General features: G+C 54.7%; 15 protein-coding genes. All 15 read right to left on the reverse strand.

Annotated features, from left to right (window positions below):
• Positions 1-6: 6 nt before the first annotated feature.
• The 15 genes from NST26_RS27925 to NST26_RS27995 all read right to left on the reverse strand — a co-directional run bounded on the left by NST26_RS27925 (position 7) and on the right by NST26_RS27995 (position 20,959).
• Positions 7-480 carry a GNAT family N-acetyltransferase gene (locus tag NST26_RS27925; RefSeq protein ID WP_036726204.1) on the reverse strand — a complete coding sequence of 158 codons (474 nt, stop codon included), beginning with the start codon at positions 478-480 and terminating at the stop codon, positions 7-9.
• A gap of 84 nt (positions 481-564) precedes the next feature.
• Positions 565-2,010, reverse strand: a complete 1,446-nt coding sequence (gene gatB, locus NST26_RS27930; RefSeq protein WP_036726206.1) for an Asp-tRNA(Asn)/Glu-tRNA(Gln) amidotransferase subunit GatB — start codon at positions 2,008-2,010, stop codon at positions 565-567.
• Positions 2,011-2,049: 39 nt separating this feature from the next.
• Positions 2,050-3,507 carry an Asp-tRNA(Asn)/Glu-tRNA(Gln) amidotransferase subunit GatA gene (gatA, locus tag NST26_RS27935; protein WP_340980348.1) on the reverse strand — a complete coding sequence of 486 codons (1,458 nt, stop codon included), beginning with the start codon at positions 3,505-3,507 and terminating at the stop codon, positions 2,050-2,052.
• 25 nt (positions 3,508-3,532) lie between these two features.
• The gene (gene gatC, locus NST26_RS27940) at positions 3,533-3,820 is read right to left on the reverse strand and encodes an Asp-tRNA(Asn)/Glu-tRNA(Gln) amidotransferase subunit GatC (protein WP_076080520.1); all 288 of its coding nucleotides are present in this window, start codon (positions 3,818-3,820) and stop codon (positions 3,533-3,535) included.
• Between the two features lie 174 nt (positions 3,821-3,994).
• Entirely contained in the window at positions 3,995-5,488 is a 1,494-nt protein-coding gene (araA, locus tag NST26_RS27945; protein WP_340980349.1) for an L-arabinose isomerase, read from the reverse strand.
• A gap of 19 nt (positions 5,489-5,507) precedes the next feature.
• Positions 5,508-6,557 carry a DUF4432 family protein gene (locus NST26_RS27950; protein ID WP_340980350.1) on the reverse strand — a complete coding sequence of 350 codons (1,050 nt, stop codon included), beginning with the start codon at positions 6,555-6,557 and terminating at the stop codon, positions 5,508-5,510.
• A gap of 33 nt (positions 6,558-6,590) precedes the next feature.
• Positions 6,591-7,469 carry a class II fructose-bisphosphate aldolase gene (locus NST26_RS27955; protein ID WP_339251247.1) on the reverse strand — a complete coding sequence of 293 codons (879 nt, stop codon included), beginning with the start codon at positions 7,467-7,469 and terminating at the stop codon, positions 6,591-6,593.
• Positions 7,470-7,482: 13 nt separating this feature from the next.
• Positions 7,483-9,000, reverse strand: coding sequence for an FGGY-family carbohydrate kinase (locus tag NST26_RS27960; RefSeq protein ID WP_340980351.1), 1,518 nt, complete (start codon positions 8,998-9,000; stop codon positions 7,483-7,485).
• 9 nt (positions 9,001-9,009) lie between these two features.
• Complete coding sequence (locus tag NST26_RS27965) at positions 9,010-11,079, reverse strand: TIM-barrel domain-containing protein (RefSeq protein WP_340980353.1); 2,070 nt, start codon at positions 11,077-11,079, stop codon at positions 9,010-9,012.
• A 39-nt stretch (positions 11,080-11,118) separates the two neighbouring features.
• The gene (locus tag NST26_RS27970) at positions 11,119-12,000 is read right to left on the reverse strand and encodes a carbohydrate ABC transporter permease (protein ID WP_340957976.1); all 882 of its coding nucleotides are present in this window, start codon (positions 11,998-12,000) and stop codon (positions 11,119-11,121) included.
• Positions 12,001-12,014: 14 nt separating this feature from the next.
• The gene (locus tag NST26_RS27975) at positions 12,015-12,923 is read right to left on the reverse strand and encodes an ABC transporter permease (RefSeq protein WP_340980354.1); all 909 of its coding nucleotides are present in this window, start codon (positions 12,921-12,923) and stop codon (positions 12,015-12,017) included.
• A gap of 18 nt (positions 12,924-12,941) precedes the next feature.
• Positions 12,942-14,564 carry an extracellular solute-binding protein gene (locus NST26_RS27980; RefSeq protein WP_340980355.1) on the reverse strand — a complete coding sequence of 541 codons (1,623 nt, stop codon included), beginning with the start codon at positions 14,562-14,564 and terminating at the stop codon, positions 12,942-12,944.
• A gap of 41 nt (positions 14,565-14,605) precedes the next feature.
• Entirely contained in the window at positions 14,606-17,851 is a 3,246-nt protein-coding gene (locus tag NST26_RS27985; protein WP_340980356.1) for a DUF6259 domain-containing protein, read from the reverse strand.
• 3 nt (positions 17,852-17,854) lie between these two features.
• Complete coding sequence (locus NST26_RS27990) at positions 17,855-19,306, reverse strand: family 43 glycosylhydrolase (RefSeq protein WP_340980357.1); 1,452 nt, start codon at positions 19,304-19,306, stop codon at positions 17,855-17,857.
• A 9-nt stretch (positions 19,307-19,315) separates the two neighbouring features.
• A complete protein-coding gene (locus tag NST26_RS27995; protein ID WP_340980358.1) occupies positions 19,316-20,959 on the reverse strand; it encodes an extracellular solute-binding protein in 1,644 nt (547 codons plus the stop codon).
• Positions 20,960-21,034: the final 75 nt, after the last annotated feature.

Consider the following 21,034-nt stretch of genomic DNA (forward strand, 5'->3'; position numbering starts at 1 on the left):
TACTTGTCATTTCAGCCTGCCTGTCCGGTGGAATTCCAGCAGCTCTACTCCAGGAACCACCTCTTCGGACCCGACAGGAATGAACCCGTGCTTGGTATAGAGCGTCACTGCCGGAAGGTTCAGCTTCCCCGTAGATACGATAAACTGCTCCATCTCCGCGTAACGGGCAAAGATAAATTCTAACAGTCTTCCGGCCACGCCTTGGCGGAAATGGTCCGGGCTGACCATCATCCGGGTAACGGTTAGCTTGCCGGGAGACTCCTGGGTGACTGCAACAGCGCCGAGCAGCTCCTCCGTCTCATCGAAGCAGCCGTAGAACTCCTCTGTAACCCGGCTGAGCATGTCCCTCGTCTCCAGCAGCGGCGGTATGTCACGAAACCCGATGATCTCCGCCTCCAGGCGGTATGCCTTATGCTGAAGGCTCCATAGCTCATCCAGCGTGATCTCATCCTGCAGATTCAGCTTCACTATTGTATCCATCCGTACAATCCCCTTATATACTGCACAGGGGCCTGCCGTTGCCGACAAGCCCTGTGCCCAAGATTCTATAATCTATTACCCAATCTAGCTGTTCAGCACTTCTGCAAGCAGTGTGTTCACAAGACCCGGGTTAGCCTTCCCTTTGCTCGCCTTCATGACCTGTCCTACAAGGAAGCCGATCGCTTGTTTCTTGCCGGCCTTGTAGTCTTCGACAGATTGCGGATTAGCAGCGACCACTTCCTGTACGATTTTCTTGATCGCACCTTCATCACTGATCTGCACCAGACCCTTTTCTTCAACGATAACTGCCGGCAGCTTGCCGCTCTCCAGCATTTCTTTGAACACGGTCTTGGCAATTTTGCTGCTGATGGTTCCGCCTGCGATCAGGCCGATCATCTCGCCCAGCCCCTGCGGCGTAATCTTCACCTGGGATAACTCCAGATTATTGCTGTTCAAATACCCCAGCAGATCGCCCATCATCCAGTTGGCGACAGCCTTAGCATCCTGCGTGAAGGCAAGACTGCCCTCGAAGAAGTCCGCAAGCGGCTTGGAGGAGGTGAGCACTCCGGCATCATAGGCAGTCAGACCAAACTCCTCACTGTACCGGGCCTGCCGGGCATCCGGCAGCTCAGGGATCGTGGAGCGGATCGCTTCCTTCCAGTCCTCGCCAATATGCAGCACAATCAGATCCGGGTCCGGGAAATAACGGTAATCATGGGCTTCCTCCTTGCCGCGCATGGACAAGGTCTTGCCTCCCGCTTCATCCCAGCGGCGGGTCTCCTGTACAACGATTCCACCGTCATCCAGAATCTCCCCCTGACGGAACTGCTCATACTCCAGCCCGCGCAGAACCCCGCGGAAGGAGTTCATATTCTTCAGCTCCGCACGGATACCGAATTCTTCCTGCCCTTCCGGCCGCAGGCTGATATTGGCATCACAACGCATCGAGCCTTCTTCCATCTTCACATCCGACACATCGCAGTATTGCATAATGGCGCGGATCTTCTCCAGGTAAGCACGTGCTTCCTCCGGTGAACGCAGATCAGGCTCCGAGACAATCTCAATAAGCGGAGTGCCTACCCGGTTGAAGTCAACCAGTGAAGCAAATCCTCCATCCACGTGAGTCAGCTTGCCCGCATCCTCCTCCAGATGAAGACGGGTGATCCCGATCCGTTTGGTCTCTCCATTCACTTCAATATCAATCCAGCCGTTCAGGCCGATAGGCTGATCAAATTGCGAAATCTGGTAGGCCTTCGGGGAATCGGGGTAAAAATAGTTTTTGCGGTCAAATTTGCTGACATCGCCGATCGTACAGTTCAGAGCCATTGCCGCTTTCATGGCATACTCCACCGCCTGGCGGTTAAGCACCGGCAGTACACCGGGGTGGCCGAGACAGACCGGACAGGTATGGGTATTAGGCGGAGCGCCGAATTCTGTGGAGCAGCCGCAGAAGATTTTGGACTTGGTATGAAGCTCCACATGAACTTCAAGCCCGATGACCGTTTCATATTTAGACATAGATAATCTCATCCCTTAAAAGTTTTGTGGGCAACTACTTCAAACTGGCAGCTACATTTGCGGGCGGGCCTTGTGATGCTCTGTATGTTGTTCAAAGGCATGCGCAACGCGCAGTACCGTACTCTCATCAAACTCCTTGCCGATAATCTGCAAGCCGACAGGCAGACCTTCCGCGAACCCGCAAGGGATGCTGATGGCAGGAATACCGGCCAGACTGACAGGAATGGTAAGGATATCATTCAGATACATGGTCAGCGGATCTTCGGTCTGCGAGCCCAGCTTGAAGGCTGTGGTTGGCGCAGTCGGGCCGATCACGACATCATATTTCTTGAACACTTCATCAAAATCCTGCTTAATCAAGGTGCGCACCTTCTGCGCCTTCAAATAATAAGCATCGTAATATCCGGAGCTTAGCGCATAGGTGCCGAGCATGATCCGGCGTTTGACTTCAGGGCCGAAGCCCTGGCTGCGGGAGTTATGGTACAGATCCAGCAATCCACCCCCATCATCCACACGCACTCCGTAACGGACACCGTCAAAACGGGCCAGGTTGGAGGAAGCCTCGGAAGAGGAAAGGAGATAATAAGCGGCTACGGCATATTCTGTATGCGGAAGCGAAACCTCTTCCCACACGGCGCCGAGGCCCTCCAGCACTTTAAGCGCTGACAGCACGGATTCACGGACCGAAGCATCTACGCCTTCGCCGATGTATTCCTTAGGCACAGCTATACGCAGACCGGAAATATCACCGGTAAGTGAACTCAGATAATCAGGTATGCTGACCTTGGCCGAGGTGGAATCCTGGGCATCATAACCGGCAATCGCCTGCAGTACATATGCAGAATCCTCAACGCTGCGGGTAATTGGACCAATCTGGTCCAGGGAGGAGGCAAAAGCTACCAGACCGTAACGGGAGACCAGGCCATAGGTAGGCTTAAGGCCGACCACTCCGCAGTAGGAAGCCGGCTGGCGGATCGAACCGCCGGTGTCGGAACCAAGTGTAAAGAATACCTCTCCGGCCGCAACCGCTGCTGCCGAACCGCCGCTCGAACCGCCTGGAACACGCTCCAGATCCCATGGATTGCGCACAGCGCCGAAGCTTGAATTCTCATTGGACCCGCCCATGGCGAACTCGTCCATGTTCAGCTTACCTATAGTTACGGCATCGGCCTGACGCAGCTTGGAGACTACGGTCGCATCATAAATCGGCTGGAAGTTATTAAGGAACTGGCTGGCACAGGTGGTGCGCAGACCTTGGGTCACAATATTATCCTTGATTCCGGCGGGCAATCCGAATAACAGACCACGTGCAGCTCCGGTTGCCAGCTTGTCATCAAGCGCACGTGCCTGATCGCGGGCCCCCTCTTCATTCAGTGTCAAAAAAGCATGAACCTTGCTGTCACGTTCCGCAATGACGGACAGGGATTCTTCAGTCAGTTCACGGACCGAGACCTCTTTACTGTGCAGCATGTTATGTACTTCAGGTAGTCGATATTGAAACAGGCTCAACTTGCTTCCTCCTCTCAGGGTATGGTTATTCCAGAACAGCGGGAACCTTGAAGTGTCCCTCTTCATGTTCCGGTGCGTTAAGCAGCGCTTCCTCTTGGGTCAGGCTCTCCTTTACCACATCGTCACGCATCACATTGCTGACTTGCAGCACATGGGTGGTCGGTTCTACATTCTCAGTATCCAGCTCATTCAATTTCTCGGCATATTGTAAAATAGCATTCATTTGTTCGGTGAAGGTAGCCTCTTCTTCCGGGCTTAATTGCAGCCTAGCCAGCTTGGCCACATGCTGCACATCTTTGACGGTGATGCTCATAATGGATATCCCTCCTGTTTAAAGGGCTAAAGCGCCCGGATAACGTTTTTAATTATAGGGTAGACGGCCTTACAATTCAATGCGCTTGTCGATTAAGGGGGATATATACAGCAAAAGACCCGCACCTGCTGATTGTGGCAGGAAGCGGGTCTTGAGTGCTTAAGCTTAATCCGGCTAATGATTCAACCGGTAATACAGGTCATTCCAGCGCAGCTCATTTTCGAGTGAGGTAAAGGTACTGGAGGCGTCGATGACGAGACACTCGATTCCTGCCATGCGCGCCCAATCCCGGAGCTGTTCACTTGTGGTGTGGAAGGAAAAGGCGAAGTGATGTGCACCGCCGGCCAGAATCCATGCTTCCGAAGCCCCGGTCAAGGAGGGTTCCGGTTGCCAGAGCAGGCGTGCTACCGGCAGACGGGGCATGCTGTGTTCATTCTGTACGGCATTCACTTCATTGACGATCAGACGGAACCGGTCGCCCATATCCACCAGTGTGGCATTGATTCCTTTGCCGCTGGCTCCGTTAAAAATCAGTCTCGCCGGAGCTTCCTTGCCGCCGACAAACAAGGGATGCACTTCAATTCTTGGTCTGTCCGCAGCCAGGGACGGGCAGATCTCCAGCATATGGGAACCCAGCACCATTTCATTGCCCTTTTGCAGATGATACGTATAATCCTCCATGAAAGAGGTCCCTTGATTACCGGCCATAATCTTCATCATCCGTACCAGCGCGGCCGTCTTCCAGTCGCCTTCACCGCCGAAGCCGTAGCCTGCCGCCATCAGCCGCTGAGCCGCCAGCCCCGGTAATTGCTTCAGTCCATGCAGATCCTGGAAGCTGGTCACGAACGCTGTATATCCGCCCTCCTCCAAAAATTCGCTCAGCGCAATCTCCATCCGCGCCTGTTCACGAATGGCTTCCCGTTCAGCGCCATCGGCACGTCCCTGATCCGTAAAATCGTACAATTCGGCGTATTCATCCATCAGCGTACGCAGCTTGGCATCACTTACACTCCGAACCAGTTCAGCCAGATCACCGGCCGGATAACCGTTGACCGTCAACCCCAGCTTGATTTGCGCCTCCACCTTATCCCCTTCCGTCACCGCAACATCACGCATATTATCGCCGAATCTGGCGATTCTCATCGTCTGGCTCCCGGTATAGCCCGCCGCCGTCTTCATCCACCCTCCGATTCTTGCACGCACCTCTTCATCCTTCCAGTGGCCGGCAATAATCTTTCGGGCCATGCGCAGGCGGGCGCCGATGAACCCGAACTCACGGTCGCCGTGCGCCGCCTGGTTCAAGTTCATAAATTCCATATCAATACTGTCCCAGGGAATCTCGATATTGTATTGGGTATGCAGATGGAGCAGCGGCTTGCGCAGCTGGGTCAGCCCGGAGATCCACATTTTGGCCGGAGAGAAGGTGTGCATCCATGTGATCACCCCCGCGCAGGTTCCGCTGGAATTGGCTTCAAGACAAACTCGCAGAATCGCTTCCGGAGCCGTGACCGTTTCGCGGAATTGGATCGGATACGGAAGGCCCCCTTCGCGGTTTAGCTCCTCCACCATTTTCCTGGAGTTCTCCTCCACTTGCTCAAGTACTTCCTCTCCGTACAAACCTTGGCTCCCTGTTACGAACCAGAATACATAAGGCTTAGCCTGCAGCATATCAAATTCCTCCGTTTGTTCAGTTCGTTTTGAATTTCAATTCAATCTCATAATGAACGGCTGCTCCAGGCTCCAGCAGCTTCAAAGCATGCGCTCCGCGCTCTCCCGCTCTCCCCCGGGTCCAGCAATTGGAAGGCTCGAGTCCCAGCACATGTTCGCCTGCTCCGGGCATTCTCCACTGCACCAGTCTGGGCAGCGTCCGCTGATCCCACCGCAGCTCTGCCGTCAGGCCGCCCGCAGAAGAGGATAAGCCGGGGATAGGAAAAGAAGGGCTGCAGATTTGTGCGCAGATGTACGTTTGCTGTTCCAATGGCTCATGGTAATACACTTGTTCCTTAAAACGCTGATCCGGCGCCTGCCATTCATGTATCCGTGATATCTCCATATCATCATCACGCGGAGCACAGCTGCTCTCCGGCAAGATGATCCTGGTATCCTCCGCAAGCAGCGGAAAGCCAAAGTTGAAATGATAGAGCATCAGATGCGGGGCCGGTGTAAAGCCTACATTCTCCACGCAATCGTTAAGCTGCAAACTGTTCTCTCCAAGCCTGCTTGTAATCGTGCGGGTCAAACGCAGCTTTTGTCCAAAGATGGACGTCTCCTCTACGACTCCCCGCAGGCGTATCTCATATTCATTACCTTGCCATTCCGCCTGATAGGAAGCCTGGCGTGCAGGCGTATGATGAATCTGTCCATGCAATCCATAAGCTCCGTAATCGTCCCGGCCGGCCGCACCTGCCTGCGACAATCCGCAAGTCATCAGCAACCCGCCGGAAGCTGTCTGCAGCCAGTGATTCCCCTCTTCCCGGAAATAAGCGGGATGGGGATCTCCGTTGGCGGCAGACCAGCTAACCGGAATGCCGCAAAATTCAGCCAAAGAGATATCCATTCCCTTGCCGGGATGCACCCAATAGGAGAGGCCGGAGCCGGTCCGCACACGGAACACTTCCTGACCGGCCTCCGGCCCCTCTCTCATTACAAAGGGCTGCACTCCCGCAAGCTGCTCTATCCGGCCAACTCTGGCCTCCAGCTCACGCCGGGTCCATTCTCTGCCATAAAGTCTTGCCATACCGCCATTCCTCCTGTAACGGGCAGGAAAGCCTCAGGCTTGTCCGGCACTCCCGAAAATTCTCATCGTTCTCACAATATCCTGCTGTACAGCTTCCATAGCCCATGCGGAAATGTCATGATAATAGCTTTTGCGCTGCTGCGCGCTGTTGGCCGCCAATTTCGCCTGGAGCGTATTGGCCACTTCATGCGCCATATTGGAATAATAGTTAAGCTTGCGAATGCCACACTGTATGGAGGTGATATAGGCGGCTTCATCCAGTCCGGACCCGCCATGCATCACCAGCGGCAGGCCGGTAAGCTCCTTGATGAGCTTCAGACGCTCAAAATCCAGAACCGGTTCTGTCAGATAAACACCGTGCGCAGTCCCGTAAGCAACGGCGAGCGCATCAACATCGGTATGTGCAATAAAAGTTTGGGCTTCTTGGGGATTGGTGTAGACATCGTCCGGATCATATTCTTCTATTTCTTCCTCCGCTCCTCCGCCCTCCGGACGCAGAATCTTGCCAAGCTCGGCTTCTACGGAAACTCCGAGCGCCTTGGCGATTCTGCTGATCTCATTGGTCTGGCGGATATTCTCCTCCAGCGGCAGATGCGCGCCGTCGAACATCACCGACGAGAAGCCGAGCTGCATCGCCCGGATCAGAATTTCGTGATCCTGGCCGTGGTCCAGGTGTACGGCAACGGGAACCCGCGCTTGCCTCGCAGCCGCCAGTATAATGGGAGCGATCACCTCCAGCGGAACAAGCGGAATATGCACTTCCGCAAAGGACAGAATGACCGGTGAGCGCGCCTCCTCGGCCCCGGCAATGATTCCCCGGATCATCTCCAAATTAATCACATTGTACGCGCCGACGGCATAACGTTTGGCTTCGGCATCCTTCATTAATTCTTTCAGGGTCACTAATGGCATTCTTCAGCATCTCCTATGGATTTGACATAACGTTGTTCACCGCTTGATACAGCCGTTTATATTTGGCGTAATTCTTATCATAGTGCCTGCGGTTCTCCGGGCGGGGATAGAAGGTAGTGCCCACCTTCACCAAAATGCGGGCAGCTTCTGCATAGGAAGGGAATACTCCCAGCGCCACCCCGGCCAGAATAACCGCTCCGAGAATACCTGCCTCTTCGATATCAAGGGCGATGACGGCCCTGTTCATGATGTCCGCCTTGATTTGCAGCCACAGGGAGGACTTGGCACCGCCGCCGCAGGCTTTTAGTTCCCTGATACTCATACCTGCTTGCTCCAGGCAATCCAGATTGAGCCTCATCTCATAGGTGACGCCTTCCATTAAAGCTCTGTACAGCTCACCCTTTGTGGTATTAAAATTCAAGCCCGCGATGACCCCAACCGCAGCCGGGTTCATGTATGGAGTGCCTGAGCCGGCAAAATGCGGCAGTACCAAGATGTCCGTGGGACCTTCTCCGGCGCTCTCGCCCATAATCTCATAGACACTCCGCCCGGACTCATCTGCCGCACATTTCTCTTCATAGCCGAACTGGTCCCTGTACCACTTCAGCAGGGAGCCGCCGGTGAAATTAAACGCATAGGTGGTATAACTCCCCTGGATATAAGGAACCAGCGCCAGCTTGCTGAGCGCAAGCGCCTTATCATCGACCTGCATGGTATGGAAGACCGGCGTGATGCACTCTACAGTGCCAATACCGTCTACAGCCGAGCCTTCTTCCGTGACTCCCGCGCCGATGGCGGCGCATACCTGGTCATGTCCGCCGAGCACCAGCTGAAGGTGGGCAGGCAGCCCCAGCGCCTCAGCCGCTGCGGGTGAAATCCGGCCGAGCTGTGATCCAAGCTCCAGCGCCTGGGGAAATATCCCGCTCCTTAAGCCTGTCGCCCGGATAATCTCCTCATCCCACTTAAGCCGGTGAACATCAAAGGCCATCGTTCTGGACGCCAGCGAGTAGTCGATCACGGGTCCTGCACCCAGCTTGTAGAGAATAAATGATCCAAACGGCAGAAAGGTATGAAGACGCTCATAAATGTCCGGCTGCTCTTCCCGGTACCACATCAATTTGGAGAGGGTGTACATCGGATGGGGGTGAAGGCCCGTCTTGCCAATGATCTTCTCTTCTCCGATATGCTCCACCAAAACCTCCAGTTGCCCGCTTCCCCGCTTGTCGATATACAGCAGGCTGTTTCCAAGCACGCAGCCCCCGCTGTCGAGCAGAACGGCAGCCTCCCCAAAGGAAGAAACGGACAGTCCGGCAAGCATGGCAGGCGGTCTGTCATACTTAATCATTGCGGAACTGATAACAGCTTGAACCGCTTCCCACACCCGCTGCGGACTCAGCTCATAACAGCCGCTTTCCGGCGATTCCATGGAGTATTCCCTGTATGCCTGGGCCAGCACTTCACCCGTTGAAGCCATGATCAGACATTTCGTGCCTGTTGAACCGATATCTAAGCCTATGAGATCGACGGCCATGTCCCCGATTCAGCCCCTCTCCCCATCCGGGACGTATTTCACACCGGCTATACTATAGCGCTCAGAGATTATGTCTTGTTCCTCTATGCTCAGACCGCCTTCTTGGGTCACCTTAATTGTGGCAAAAGGCAGGCTCTCAGAAATCTTGGAATAGCTTACTGCATCATCACATAAAAGCGAGCATTCCCCTGCTTCCGCACCGTACAGAACAGGCTCTATATTAAAAACGGTGTCGTCCCGGACACATAGAACGGGCTCTGCCCAAGGAATTAGCGCGCCCTGTTTGATATACAGAGGAACTTCATCCTCAGCAACTTGGCGGGTGATCCATTGTCCGCCGTTCAGCCACTCTCCGGTCAATCGTTCGTACCAGCGGCCTTGAGGCAGGTAGAGCTTACGTGTGTCACCGTTACCATAGACAACAGGAGCAGCCATAAGATCCTCTCCAACCATGAACTGGTCGAAGCAATCCAGCACCTCAGAGTCACCCGGGTAATCCATCACTAAGGGACGTATAGGCGGTACCCCCTGCTGACGGTATCTGCCAAATGCGGCATACAGGTAAGGAATCAGACTCATTCGGATTTGCAGAAGCTTCCTGCATTGCTGCGCCAGTTGCGGCCAATCCTCCAGCCATTCACCGGCATGGTTCTTGTCATGATCGAATTGCTTCCACGGCGGCGAAGGAATCATATAACAGTTAAGCACCGCCAGAGGCGAGAAAATCACAGCGCCAATCCGGCGCAGCAGCTCTTCCCTCGTTGCTGTCTGGCGGACCTCCGGCGACCAGAGTAGACCTGAGAAGGACGCTGTGGCCAGCCCCCGTACGAAGTCTTCATGGTCGTAGAGGTCGCTGTACAGTACATAGGGATAGGGCGCCGCGAGCGCATGGGAAGCGCGAACCTGTCCATAGGTCCGGCGATCCGCTGCCTTGAACGGGGCGAGCATCGTTTGCTGATAGAGCTGGCCGAACAAGCTGTGCATCTGCTCCCCGTCCGCCCCTCCCGGAAAACGGGCGAAATCGGGAAAACCCCAGTTGCCGATATAATCGCCGTTATCACATTCATCCAGCTTGAAGCCTGACAACCCCGCCTCAATAAAGGGCTGGTGGATGTCCGTGAAGGCTTTCCGGGCCTCAGCTTGCGTGAAATCCGGCACCAGACCGTCCCATACATAGCTGTCGGCCGAATAAGGCTTCAGCTCCGGGAAGACAGGACTATCTGGATGCACATAAGCATGTTCCCACAGATTAAGCCGGTACCCCAGATCCTTCAGATCCTGGATCAGCCTTGTTTCATCCGGAAATCTGTTGCTATCCCACACATAAGTACAGGAGTAGGCGTTCGTCTGCCAGCCGGGCTCCAGACCAAACATGTCGCAGGGCATCTCATCTTCCCTGATTTGCCGGGCTAACTGCAGGACATCTTCCTGATCCGCATGCCAGTCGGCGCGGTACATCACACCCAATCCCCACATCGGAGGTAACGCCCCGCCGCCGCTGAACAGATTATAACGGCTGACCGCGTCCTTCATATCCCCGCCGCAAAACACATAAATATCTACTCCTTGCGCCGCAGGGATATCTACCAGCATATTGCCGCTTCCCTTTTTCACTTCCCAGTGCCCCTTCTCGGTGCCTGCCGATTCGAAGCCTTCCAGATCCTGCTTGCTGCCAACTCTCTTGCACCCTCCGCTGAAAAAAGTCGCGTACCGTGCCGTATCCACCAGAATGGCATAACCGGCGGTGCTCACATAAAAGGGAACCGGCGCATGAGAGTCGCCCAGATCTGCGGACGGGTCGGAGTTCGTGCGCAGCTTCTTCTTGCTGCCGCTCTGTCTGAACGATTTAAGCTGTAAGCCCAAACCGTATACTTCCTCTTCCGGCTCCAAGGGAATCTCCAGCAATACGGAGCCTTGGCGCGGTTGAAATTGAATGTCCTCCCTTAGAAAGGGAAGCGGATGATCTTCAAGCGCATTCAGCGCTTCGAGGCATGTGACGGGCTTCAATACTGATACCGGTGTAAATTCTTCGGGTGTTCCGAAGGTCAGCTTAAAGATTCCACTGGCAATTTTCTGCATAATCCATTTCTCCTACTCTACTGTAAATAGTTTTTGGAACTATCCCTTCACGCTTCCCAGGACGAGACCAGACACGAAATAACGCTGTAAAAAAGGGTAGACGCACAAGATGGGCAACGTGGCCAGAATGATCTGCGCGCTCTTGGTCGTGCGCGGTGAGATGCTGGCTAGGAGTGCGGCATCCTCAGACCTCACATTGCTGAAATCGAAGCTGACAATAATGGAGCGTAAATAGGTGGCGAGCGGATAGTTCTCGGTCTGGTTCATGAAGATCATTCCGTCAAACCAGCTATTCCAATGCCCTACCATAGCCAGCAGCAGGATGGTTGCAAAGGCAGGCAACGACAGCGGGAAATATAACCGCCACAGGATGGTCCAGTGTCCGGCTCCATCTATGCGGAAGGACTCATCCAGTTCCCGGGGCAGTCCTCTGAAGAAATTGATCATCAGAACGATGTTGAAGACCGCCAGGGCTGTCGGCAGGACCAGTACCATCATGCTATCCAGCATGTGTAGGGATTTCACTTGCATGTACAGGGGAACAATGCCTCCGCTGAAGAGGATGGTGAACATGAAAAACCAAACATAAAACGTCCGCATGCTGAAATCCCTGTTCTCCCTGGAAAGGGGATAAGCCGAAATAAAGGTAACCAGCATTTGCAGGGCGCTGCCCACAAGCACCCGGATCACAGCCACGCCCAAGGATCTTAGGAATTCCGGACGGGTAGCGATAAATTTATAAGCGTCCAGTGAAAAGTCCGACGGAAAAAACCGCACCTTCCCCATCGCCACCGCCGAGGCGGAGCTGAAGGAAATGGCTAACGTATTGACAATCGGCGCAATGCAGAGGATTCCCAAGAGAATGAGAAACACTTTGTTGAATACTGCGAACACGGTGCTGCCGTTCAAACGGTATTTCACCCTTGCTCCCCCTTTCAAAAAATGCGGTAATCGGCAAACTTATAAGCCATATAATAGGAAACTGAAATAAGTACTCCGGATACCAGCGATTTAAACAGTCCTACGGCTGTCGCTACGCTGTACTGCGCCTGATTGAACGCCAGCCGGTAGACCAGCGTATCCAGGATATCGCCGGAATCGACTACCAGCGGATTGAGCAGCATGAATACCTGTTCGAACCCGGCGTTCAGCACATTGCCCAGACTGAGAGTAGCCAGAAGAATGATTGTGGGACGAATGCCGGGCAGCGTAACATGCCAGATCTGCCGCCAGCGGCTGGCTCCGTCAATCATGGCTGCTTCATATAAATCCGGATTGATGGAGGTTAGCGCAGCCATATAGATAATCGTATTGAAGCCAAAGTTCTTCCACACTTCAGTAGTGACCAGTACACCGGGGAACAGCCGGTTGCTGGACAGGAAGCCCACCAGCTCTCCGCCAAAGGCCTGGATGAGGCTGTTAATCACCCCCTCCAGACTGAGGACATCCAGAATGATGCCGCCGAGCACCACCCAGGACAGGAAATACGGCAGGTACATCGCAGTTTGCAGCACCCGTTTCAGCTTCTGGCCGCGCATTTCGTTCAGCAGCAGCGCAACAACGATCGGCACAATCAATGAAAATACAATTTTCAAAATCGAGATATAGATCGTGTTATACATGACTTGCCCGAATCGGGGCATTGAAATAATATATTTGAAATTGTCCATCCCGACCCACGGACCCGCAAGCCAGCCCTTGAACACGCTAAAGTTCTGGAAGGCCATGACAATCCCCATCATCGGGATATAGCAGAATAGAACAGCCAGTATAATTCCCGGTATCAAAAACAAATGGTACGGTAATTCATGTCTGAAGCGGCTCTTCAGGTGCAATGCTCTCACAATAGGCTACCCCTTTCATCACAAGCTGGCGTTGATCTCGTCCAGAATCTGCTGGCCGCCCAGCTTGTGCCACTCGGATACGAAGGTATCGAAGGCGTCAATAGGCTCCGCACCCATGATGATCTTCGTGAAAATTTCACGTTCATAATCGCCCAGAATGCCCATTTTGTTCAGCATCGTTTCCGTGGTGCCTCCATAAGCCTGGGGAATCAGATGATCCGTGCCATAGCCCTCCACAATCGTTTTGAAGGCCTTGACTTGGTGATACTCCATATAGCCGGTCCCCTTGCCGTCCAGATAAGCTACGCTCGGTTCGTATTTCCCCGTCTCGGTCAGAGCCTGATCCAGCTTGCTGGGATCGCGCTTCTCGATGGCTTCGATCAGGTATTCCAAAGATTTCACGGTGGCATCATCGGTCGTAAGGGTCCGGGCCAGGGACAAGTGCCCCTGTTCTACAATGGTCTGCCCTTTTTCGAAAGCAAAGAATTTCTTGACTTCGGGATCATTCCGGTTCGGACCGTAGGCCATCTCGTTGTAATCATTCAATAATTGGACGAGAATTTCGGGATGCTTATAGTCTTTGTTCACCGCATAATAGCTCACCACGGTTGTGCCTACATTGGCAAATACATCCTCGCCGTCGGCGCTTGGGGCCGCCAGTGGAGTCCAGACCATATCCGGCTGGCCCTCCAGGCCCGTACCGTACATGTATACGTTCCAGCAGCGTCCATAGCTGATGCCGTATTTGCCGCCGCTTACCTCCTCCGTTACCTTGGTCGTATCCTTCATGCCAAACTCAGGATCAATCAGGCCGGCCTGATACATTTCTCTGAGCTTAGCCAAGGCATTCTTCATTTCAGGCTGCACGCTGCCGTAGGTGATCTTGCCGTCATCTCCCTTCAGCCAGCTCTGCGGATAGGCATGGTAGCCGTTGAAGAATCCGGTGGTGGAGGTAATCCCGTCGAATAGCCAGTTGCTGAACGCCAGCCCGCTGGTGTCGTCGATACCGTTGCCGTCCGGGTCCTGTTCCTTGAAGGCCTTGGCCACCGCAATCACATCGTCAATGGTCTTCGGCACTGGTAATTTCAGCTTATCCAGCCAGTCCTGCCGCACCCATAGCAGACTGGGTTCATAGATGACCGAGGTCGTGTAAGGCAAAGCCATGAGCTTGCCGTCAAAGGTCGCCGAATCCATCGCAAGGCCGCCGTCACCGGTGAGAATCTCCTTCGTCAAATCAGAAGCATGCTCCTCGAAAACATCGGTCAGATCTGCTGTCATACCGGCCTTCACCATGGTCTCCAGCTGGTTGGTGGAGGCTTCGATGACGATATCCGGAATTGATCCCGAGGCAATGACGATGTTCAGCTTCTCATTGTATTCATTCTGCAGAGCTGTCCATTCGTGTATGACGTTCAGATTGAACTTGTCAGCATAATGCCGGTACCAGATGTTGTTCGCAAAATCATCCCCTGCGGGATACCCCCAGGTGGGCAGGGAATAACGGCCTACCCGCAGGTCAATGGGTTGCTTCGGATCGGCACTGGAGCTGGCAGTGTCTTTGGTATTGGTATTGGATGGTGAGCTGCAGGCTGTCAGGGCCAAAAGAACGGTACTAATAGATAAAGCGGCAATTTTCCTCATGATTTTGCTTCCCCCTCATATTCGGTTTCTGCATGATCTCTTTACTGCACAATCAGAGCCGGCTGGCCCCAGAAGGCCCTGTCATATCCGTAGTCGCCCAACGAATCAGTGATCAGGGTGATGATGACCGAAGTTCCGGCATATTCGGCCAGCGGGATACTGAACGGCGTCCAGGCCCCGCCTGGCATGATATCCTGCGACCACTTTACCGTTCCGTTCACCGCTATGCGGAAGCCGGCGCCCTGGGAGTCCTCCGATCCGTCCTTAATGCCGGCGAATCCCTGCAGTACAGCCTGCGTGTCTGCGGGCAAATTCAAGGCATATTCAATATGCGTCTGCCCGTGCTGCGGCGGGTGGGCATCCAGCCCCTGCTTCTCAACGCCGAGTACAGAGCCGCTTCCCGGGAATCCGCCGAACGGAGACTGGGCTTGCCCTTCGCTTCCGTCCTCGAACACCAGGCTCGAATGATATGGAGCTCCGGGTAACGATAACGGCAGCTGCACAGGAGCAGACACGTTGTGAATCAGATACACCGTACCCGAGGCAGGTGCTGTAATTTCGTAGTGATTGTTACCTAGACTTACAGACGAGGCTGCTCCATAGCTGGATTGCACCACAGTTAAGGGCAGCGGGCTGTTCACCTTGAAGTTTACGCTGCGATTGCCGCCGTAAGTTGCGACGGCTACCGTAGGTGCCACCCATACGGCAGAATCATTGTCCACCGTCACACCGGGATGCGTCTCCAGCCGGAGGGTCACTTCTTTGCCTGCTAATTCCGACAAATCCAGCTCCATGGCTGTGGGTGAGGCACTTCTGCTGAACTGCTCTTCACTCAGCACCGTACGGTCTTCAGGCGCTTCTGCCTTATCCCAAGCGGATACCTTGAAGGTGACACCGTCACTGCTCGCAACGTTCTGCTCGGAGCCCAATTGCACACCGGCTTGAAAGCTCGCTGCCGCTGCCGCTGGCAGACTGATATCAAATTCCAGCCAGGTATGCCCGCCCTGCCACTGTCCTGCGTAAGGCGGATGGGCCAGGATCCGGTCGCCCCAGTGCTGCACAGTTCCTCCTCCGGGGAAGGAGTAGGAGAATCCGCCCGTGGTAGGGAACGGGGCAGCGGTAGTATGGACGGTACCGTCTCCAAGAACCTCTCCTGCTCTAACCGGTCCCTCGTAATTCAGCAGATCTATATCACCGGACAGAAGCTTGTCGTCCATAACGATGGTGGTGTGGGTGGACCGGCTGGACAGCCGTTTTAACGCCACATCCTCCGGCCACTCATAGACATGGAATCCCTCGGGATCGCGGACCTGGTTCAAATACAGATACGTTTTGTCCGGGTCCAGCCCGAACAGCTTCTGTTCGTCATAGAGTAGCCACCCCGGAATGCTTCCCGGCAACGGATAGGTCTCTGCCCCGTACAAATAACGCATGATGTCGGTGCCCCCGCCGGAAGGGTTCACTTCGTAGGCGGTCAGCTTCTCTCCGTAGGAATCGCGCACATATTTGGCACTGCCGCCATTAGCTGTCCTGAAAGCAAACAGAGTGGGATCTGACATATTGCTGAAATCAGCTGTAGGCTGTGCGCTCTGGTACCAATTCGCTTCATCCAGCAATTGCTCCATCAGCGGGGTGGCATTGGCGATCTGACCCAGATTGGGTCTGGTGAGCATCGGAATTGCCCCGAGCCTATTCTGAACGACCTTATGCCAGGCCATGTAATAGTCCTCCGTCATCGGGTTGGCATGATCGGGATGACCGTAAATGGTCGTATAGAGTGCAAAAATCGCAGAGCTGGCCGGAACCACCTGGTCGATTTTGCTCTCATCCCAGGTGCCGCTCGCGGCGAAGATGCCATATGCATGACGCTGTGCAAAGGACTCGTACCGGGTCGTGATTTCATTCAGGCTTTCTCCGCCCAAGGCGATATTCTCCGGCAGCGCTTCTCTAAGCTCGCGGTGCAGGGCGATATTGCCTTGCATCATGTTGTTGCCGTCAATCAGGCCGTTGGCATCGTTATACATGAGCAGCGACTGGTCCAAGTGCAGCGCGTCCGGTCCGACCTCATTCACCAGGGCAGTCATCTTGTTAACGAAGAGTTCCCGCCACGCCTCCGCCGCCGGATTAATAACGGCAAATGAAATCTGTTCCGATCCTGCTGTATACTCCCAGCGCTTCCGCTCCAGCGTGAACGGATCCTTCACCTGATAGGGCTGCATCTGTGTGTAATTCTCGTTGTTAAACGATGTTCCAAAGATGTTAACATACAGCATTACGCGGAACCCCAGCGCCTGAGCGGCGTCGATCTTGGCGGCGATATCCGGCTTAGGCTCATAATTGGGAAAATTCACGTCATAGGGGTCCGCTCTCCAGCCAGGAACGACCAGCAGCGTCCGCCCGGGATCTACCCGCTCTGCAAGCTCCTCCAGCATCGGCTGGTCTTCCAGATCCGTCAGCACCGTGAATCCGATATCCTTGGCCCAATCCGGTGCCTTCGCGGCAGATTCAGACAACCCGAAAGCACCATCTGCCCACTCCCGGTACATCGCAGATCCTTTTGCCCAGTCACCGGCGTAGGCTTTAAGCCGCCAATCCGTGGAGACCGACTTGGTCGTTTGCTGAAATGGAGCGGGTGATTGCGTCTCTATTCCAACATAGAAGCTGCCATTCTCATGCTTCACATGCAATGTTTTGAAGAAATCAGCATTGTCATCCGCATGAACCAGCAATCCGCCCTCTGCCCCCTGCACAAGAAACATCTGCGCCTCCCAGACATCGGGATAGGTGAACTGGGAGAAGCCATAGGCGGCGTCCGGTGATTCGGCAGTGAGCCGGATCCCGCCCAGTGCAGGAATAATCAGATCATACGTATCGGGGATAATGAATCCCCATTGCATGCCCGATATGCCTGGCTGCTCTGTCTGCGCATGTTGGCTGACGGTCAAGGTACCGTCATATTTACGGGCAACCGTCGTCTCCAGCTCAGCCAGCGAAGTGCCCGACCCCCAGGTGTGTTCATAGGTGACATGCCCTCTCTTCGCTGAAACGATGGAAGCTGCCGTATCATTCCACAGATTGTTCTGCGCCAGATGGCGGATACCAGTCAGCTTGCCTTCGTTGCCGCGGGCCAGATTTATCGTTCCATAGGTGAAGTCGATGGCGGCTGTGCCGGAATCAATCGTTACCTTCCCATTGACTGGATCTGCAGCACTGAAGCCCGGCAGAAGGCTATACAACAGCATACACGCCACACACACCATCACTGTTCTTCTGACAATATTGATCATTACCTATCCCCTCTCTTGATCCGGATTGGAATGAATCTGCATTTCAAACTGGCTGAACCTGAATTCCGCACTCCCCTCACTAACGAACAATCCCTTCCCTCCTTGCTGGAAATCATACAGCCGCGTGCTTAACGCAATCTCCCCGTTCACATAGACTACGCAAACCTGATCTTCCAGATAGACGCTTAACGAGCACGGGGTTCCGGGCAGCAATTGCAGCGGCCGCTCCATGCCGACGGCGTAAGGGACATCCCCCTTCCTCGGCCACTGGTCAACAACAATCCGGTTACGGCCCGGCTCCAGCCGGATCATATACCCCTGCCCGAACTCCTGATCGGTCCGCAGAACAATGCCGCAGCCCCGGGTGCCGGCAGCGAACGTTATCGTCGCCTCCAGCTTGCAGGCGCCGTCCGGTAATGGCCCCGCATAGGCACCGGCGAAGGAATCGGTTGCCGTAACCGCAGCCGTGCTGCCGCTGAACTTCCAGCGTCCGAGCACTTCGGTGAAGGATAAAGCGCTTTCCTGATTAAACGCAGCATTCAGGGTATCCGGCACTTTTACAAGCAGCGCACCATCCGTGCCCTGTACGACTTCATGCACAACCAGATGTCCGCCCCATTGCCAGGTGCCCCCGTCATGCTCGCCTTCCCGCGTCGGGTTCCATCCGAATGCATAACGCCGCTCACCGTCGGTCCAGGTCTTGGCGGCATAGAATGCCCGGGTATCAAGTGCATCGTTCTCGGGCGCCAGCCAAGGCCCCTGCAGCGAGCGGCTCATCCGGTAATGCGTGACCGTGCGGTCCGAGAATGTCGAGTACAGAAGGTACCACCAGTCCCCCATCCGGAACAGGTCGGGGCATTCGTGAGTCGTATACAAGTAGGGAGCCCAGAACGGATCGCGTACCTCCCAGCTGGTCAAATCCTTGGAGGCGCATAGGGCAACGCAGCCGCGGCGACCCGCGGGGCCCTTCTTCAACCGGGCGGCAAGGAGCATCCAATATTCCCCCGCCTCCTCGTTCCAGAACACAAACGGATCACGCCAGTCATGCTCCTCGTAGGCGTCCGTTGGTGCATAGAAGGCATCCTCCGGCCGTTTTTCCCAATGTACAAAATCGCTGCTGACCGCATGCATCACTGCCTGCTGCGCCTTGCCCTCTGCCGGATAATGAAAATTGTTGCCGGTATAGAAAATATGATACAGTCCGTCTTTCTTCAGCACGCATCCCGTATAGATATACAGGTCCTGCTCAGATATCCCGCCCCTCGGCAGAACCTCTCCGTATTCCTTGTAGTGAATGAAATCCCGGGTCCCCAGCAGAAACCAGGGCGTGCCTTCACCGTGTCCTTCCCTGTCGCGCCAATCTTTCAGATACAGCAGCTTGAACTCGCCGTCTTCATAGAACGGGATAACGTCGGCCAGCCAGCCGTCTTCAGGCTTGTAGAATAATTTGCTCATGCTGCTCGTTCACTCTCCTCCATACGGTTCATTAATTTCTTCCAGGATCGCCTTACCGCCAAGCCGGTTCCAATCCTTTACGAATCTATCGAATTCATCAATGGAAACCGCCCCCATAATAATTTTGGTGAAGGTTTCTTTCTCGAGTCTGTCCAGCATGGCCCACTTCTCTGTCATCGTAGGGGTCTGTCCGCCGAAGGCAGTCATCAGCAGCCGGTCGCCGCTATAGTGGTCCATGGTCGTCTCGAACCCGAAGTATTGATGGGCAACGGCCCAATTGTCCATATTCCCGGTTGTCAGGTAATCAAGAGTCGGCCCGTATTTGTCGGTTTCGGTGAGCGCATCCTTCAGCAGGCTTCCATCCTTGTTCCTGATGGCCTCGCGCAGTAACGACAACGACTCTGCCACATCTTCGTTGGATACGCCAGATTGGACAAAGGACAGCCTGGAGGTATTGATCCGTCCGCCGGCTTCTTCCACGGTAATGAATTCGCCTTCGCCGCGTCTTGCGCCGTGAACCACCTCTTCATGCAGGTTCAGCATTTTCACTACAGCCTCCGGGTGCTGATAGCCTTTGCGCACTACGACATATCCGCTGGCCGAGAAGCCTACGCTGGCCTTGGCCGGCACGCCATCCACCGAAGGTACTGCATACGGCTTCCACTCCATTCCGGGGTTTTGCCGTACCGCATCCAGGAATACATAGGGATTCCAGTTAGCGCCGAACGTCATGCCGAGCTTGTTCGCGGAGATATCCTCCACCACCTGGTCGCTGTCCTTGACACCGAATTCCCGGTCCAGCTGCCCGCTCCTGTACATCTCCTGAAGCTTGCCCAGCGCACGCTTCATCTCCGGCTGAATGGAACCGTACATCACTTGACCGTTCCCGTCCTTGATCCAGGTCTGCGGATAGGCGTGATACGCATTGAAGAATCCGGTAACCGAAGCAATGCCGCCATACAGGTAATTATTAATGGCCAGGCCAAAGGTATCCTGCCGGTTGTTGCCGTCGGGATCTTGCCCCGTAAATGCATCAGCAATCGCAAACACCTCCTCCAGCGTTTTGGGCTCAGGCAGACCCAATTTGTCCAGCCAGTCCGTACGCACCCACAGCAGATTGGCTTCGTAGATCGGAGCATTGACGATGGGAATGGCCAGCAGTTTGCCGTTGAACGTGGCGGAAGCCAAGGCCGCACCGCCGTCTCCCAGCTGCAGTTTTTTGGTGCGGCCGGAAGCGAAGCGCTCATATACCGCCGTCAGATCTTCCAATTGATCCGCATCCGCCAGCTGTTTGAGCTGGCCTGCCGAGACGGAGAACATCTCCGGCAGACTGCCCAATGCGATCAGGACATTCAGCTTACGGCTGTACTCGCCCGGCAGGGCGGTCCAATCGTGTTCAATTTCGATGCCCAGCAGGCTGCGGTACTCCCGGTACCAGATATTATCTTCAATGCTGTCACCGCCGGGATACGTCCAGGTCTGATCGACCGGACGAGCGATATGAAGCTGAATCGGCGGATCGTATTTTCCAAACGGGTAGACTTCATGTTCCGCAGAGTTCAGAATTATGCCCGTTCCGGGACTGCTCGCGCTCAGCAGCAGCGACAGAACGATTCCGTAAGACGTCAAGACTGCCAATCTCTTTCCCTTCACTTCTTATCCCCCTTCAATCTTGGAGGAGCTTCGTGAAAGTTCGCCTTATTTAGCATTATTATAGGCTCGCTTCCC

The organism is Paenibacillus sp. FSL R7-0128 (assembly GCF_038002245.1).
GTDB classification, from domain to species: Bacteria; Bacillota; Bacilli; order Paenibacillales; family Paenibacillaceae; genus Paenibacillus_AQ; species Paenibacillus_AQ silagei.